Origin of the sequence: Candidatus Borrarchaeum sp., assembly GCF_019058535.1 — an archaeon.
In the GTDB taxonomy this organism is placed as follows: Archaea; Asgardarchaeota; Sifarchaeia; order Borrarchaeales; family Borrarchaeaceae; genus Borrarchaeum; species Borrarchaeum weybense.
In genome coordinates this window covers 1-3,906 of sequence record NZ_JAHPYX010000094.1, presented here as the reverse complement: position 1 = coordinate 3,906, position 3,906 = coordinate 1, and the positions used below count along the sequence as shown (strand labels likewise).

Below are 3,906 nucleotides of genomic sequence, written 5' to 3'. Positions count from 1 at the left end.
GTTCGAATTAGTGAAATATTTGCGTTTAGCCAGCAAACTAGTGCAAGAAAACTTAGAAATTTAGAGCAATTGGGATGGATAAGCAGAGAAATTGTTCCAAAAGGGCAATTAATACGAATAACAAAGGAAGGAAGAGAAGTATTACAGAAAGTGTATTCAAATCTCAGTATTTTGTTCGTTAATCGGTTTCCTCCTGTAGTACTTGAAGGAGAAGTGTTTACGGGATTAGGAGAAGGTTCATATTATATCCAAAAGGAAGGCTACTTAAAACAATTTAAGGAACAACTAGGCTTTACGCCTTATCCTGGAACACTAAATTTACGGCTTAGATCTAAAGCTGATATCAACGCAAAACAAGATCTTAGTACCATACCACACATCCCAATTGAGGGGTGGTCTAATGGTCAAAGAACCTATGGACCAGTCAAAGTATATCGTACTATGATCAACAATAAAGCCAGGGGGGCATTGTTGGACGCGGATCGCAGCCATTATGGTGAAGATGTTGTTGAGATCATAGCCCCAGAGTTTCTACGAAACATATTGGGATTAAAAGATGGAGATATTGTGCAATTATTATTTATCTAACTTCATAATAGAAATCCTTCTTTATTTGACAACTAAAAGAAGTAATTTAGTTGCTTTGATTTAGAATGATGTTTAACTCTGCTTTTGCTCTATTTACTTCTTCTGATAACAAATGATTTGAGAGATTTGTTTTAACACAACCATATCGTTGCACGTACTTGAACAAGGCTGCAATTAAAGGAACATTTATCGCTTTAGCCAGTTTGTGTGAGGCTAAAATGATGAGTTTTCTTTTTGCACGTGTGATAGCAACATTGATTCTACGACTATCTTGTAACACTTTTGCTGCCTTATGATTTAATCCATCATCTACTAAAGAAAGTAGTACTATATTGTTTTCTCGACCTTGATATGCGTCTATTGTGTTTGATTTGGAAATTGACCAAAGATTAATGACATTTATATGTTTTGAAAACAATTGTTTTATTAAACGTCCAATAAGTGCAGCCTGTAAACGGAAAGGTGTTACAACAGCCAAATCTTTTGCAAGGTTATATCCAGCTGTTTGATATTCTCTAATTATTCTGATAATTAGTGCAGTCTCAAATATATTGCAGGCTGAATATCGGTTTCCAAACAGTTTCCATTCGATACCTTGACCATTAAGATTAAATGTATCGAGCCATGCAATGGGATACCGGCCAGATAAACTTTGACTTATACTATCCTTGTTTTGAGGAAAGTAATCAAGGTGGATATTTTCAATACCATAGGCAGTTTTTAATCGATCTTTGTAGATAAAATGGCTGGGAAACATGGCGATGTGTTTATTCGAGCGGTATTGGATATCTAAAAAGGTGCTAAAATCTGGATACTTAGTAATCAACATCTCAAATAGCGATTTTTCAAGTCGCTGATTTATGGGCACATTAAAAATGGGTGGTAGTTGAAGATGATCTCCCACCAAGATTATTTTCTTACCAAAAACCATGCCAACAAGCGTCAAGGGTATGTTCGCCATGCTAGCCTCGTCTATGATGACATAATCGAAGGGAGGGTGATCCCAGTCAAAATCGCGTCGTAAAGTATACATTCCAGCTTTTGTTAATGTCGAACCCACGACTTTCCATGATTTAAAATCTTTGACACTGCTAATCGTACCTAACAGCGGTCTAATTGCTGGTAGCAACTTGGCATTCATACCTAAGCGCAGCAATATTTTCCTAAGATCGTGATGTGTTGTGTCATGCAGGACGTCTATGAGTTTTTCCAAGGCATTATCAACCGCAACGTTGGTATGAGAGGTGATAAGGACGTTCTTATTTCTGATAAGGAGTTGTGTAACCAATTCTGCAATGGTGGTAGTTTTTCCAGTACCAGGAGGCCCATGAATCAAATAAAAGTAAGTCTCATCTGTTAAATTGAGACATTTTGTAACGGCTTCCAATTGTGACTCGTTGAGTATTTCAGTGGTGTAATTTAGTGCACTAGGGAAGATTGGGTTAAACTCTGCTTGTCTTTCAAGCAGTTTTCTTAGTTTCTGTAGGTGTTTACTTTTCCCCTGCTCAATTCTCTCCAAAATATTTTCCTGAATCCTTAACAGGATTTGGTCATCAGCTTTTCGTAGACTAATTTCGTCACAACATCGTAATTCTTCTGGCAAGAAATTCCCTGAAAAGGAAATATAGTAATTTTTAGCATCATAGTCTATAATTACCCCATATTTCTCTCTCTTTGGATATAAAAGAGATCGATCTTTATTGTTTACTAAAAATGTACCATCATTTCCATTTCCCCATGTAGCTATTATTGCATCTCCTGGCTTAACTCTAAAATCACCTATAGTTTGGATTTTTTCAACTTTTATATTTGCCAAGAAACGATATTTCTTTGAAATGTTAAAATCTGGTCGCCCAATTAGTCTAGGAGTTGTTTGTATTTGAGTTAGGTCTTTTTCCTTTGCCCTGGTTAAATAGTCCCATAAATGGCTATATGCAGAATCTTTGATGTCGAGTTCTTCAAGATTCATTGAAATCGCCTTTGGAGACTCCTTACTTTTAAGGTGGAGAGGAAAGATGCGCAAAAACTAACATAAACTGAATAATAACCCTTTTCCATATTTTACCAACTCCACTTTTTTAATTGTGACGCTGTGATTTTTTCCTTTAGGATTGTCCAATAAAACTCGTTTTCCGTAACAATGAACTCCTTTCACTCTATATGTACTATTATTATACTTGACAAGGTCATATGGTAGCAACTGGTATTTTTGTCTCCTAATAGATGGTTTGAATCCCTTTCGATTCGTCTGTAGCGAACGGTTATTGCGCCTGACTTGTATCACCTCATATGGTCTGCAGCGTTCTTGGTTGGTTCCGCCGGCAATAACGAACGCGTCATTAACATGAGATTTTTCTAAACCTAACTTATTGCGGTGGTATTTAGTAACGTATCCGTAAGTATATTCTGCATCTAATTGCTCTACTAACTTCCAACGAATGCTATTCAGACACGCGGTTGCTTTAAGTGATTTCTTTGCCTTTTTCTGTATGTGTAGGTAGCCGAACTCCTCGGCGGTCTTATCTCCTTTTTTAAGGTTACATTTCTTGCATGCAATCGTCAAATTCGACACTCTATCAGTTCCTCCTCGACTTTTAGGGACGATATGCTCAACTTCTACGGGAACACCCGTTTTACCACAATAGGCACATGTACGCCCCCATTTGTCTAAAAGGTATTCTTTGACTTCGTAACCCTGAAGTTCGCCCTGTTGATACTCTACACCTGTAATTTCTGGGTTCTGCATTTTGTGAGCGTCGAAATTGCCCACCTCTACCTTTTTGAAAGGTATTGGTAGCAACTTTTCAAGCGTTTCAACTAATCGAATATGTGACTCTTGTTTATGCTGAATACTGGGAGCTAACCAGCCTTCAGGTCGTGTTCGGTTATCAAATCGTGGTGGTCGATACCCTAATCTGCCTCTACGAGTTCTACGATACATACGTTTTTCCGCTAGCTTTTTAGAAACATCCTTGCGCAAGGTCAAAGTACCACTGATGACTTCTAACTTATCGGTCTTAGCACTAAATCCGATGTTCATATATCCGAGGTCCACTCCCAGTGCAATCGGTTGCCTAGTTTCTCCGGTAGCATAGTTAAACTGAATGGTAAAAGGGCATCGCTGAACAACGTGTGCCTTGCCTTCTTTTAACAACTTCTTGCCGTTGTGTTGTGTAGTAGGCATGAGCGGTTGCCCCCTCATGTTTACCACATAGATAGGTACTCTCAAGTCCTATCGCCTCCTTTAACGTCTGTTAAAGTAGGTTGGTTCTCTTCGCCAAGGTTATCAGTCAGTACTCTACGGTGATCACTGAGAGT

Annotated in this window: 3 protein-coding genes; 1 reads left to right on the top strand and 2 read right to left on the bottom strand. The window is 38.2% G+C overall.

The genetic code is table 11. From position 1 onward, the window contains the following. Window positions 1-588, top strand: a 588-nt coding sequence (locus QVB70_RS05265; protein WP_287584091.1) for a DUF120 domain-containing protein, incomplete at its 5' end; no start/stop codon positions are given. A gap of 46 nt (window positions 589-634) precedes the next feature. On the opposite strand, the gene QVB70_RS05260 is transcribed toward QVB70_RS05265, so the two are convergent. Both QVB70_RS05260 and iscB read right to left on the bottom strand, forming a co-directional pair. Then, on the bottom strand, window positions 635-2,557 hold the full coding sequence (locus QVB70_RS05260; RefSeq protein WP_287584089.1) for an AAA domain-containing protein: 1,923 nt from the start codon (window positions 2,555-2,557) through the stop codon (window positions 635-637). A 57-nt stretch (window positions 2,558-2,614) separates the two neighbouring features. After that, window positions 2,615-3,799: an RNA-guided endonuclease IscB gene (gene iscB / locus QVB70_RS05255; protein ID WP_287584092.1), complete on the bottom strand. Its 1,185-nt coding sequence runs from the start codon at window positions 3,797-3,799 to the stop codon at window positions 2,615-2,617. Window positions 3,800-3,906: the final 107 nt, after the last annotated feature.

What these genes read in the sequence shown, in the direction of transcription:
- QVB70_RS05260 (WP_287584089.1), bottom strand. Translation starts at nt 2,557, where the DNA reads ATGAATCTTGAAGAACTCGACATCAAAGATTCTGCATATAGCCATTTA.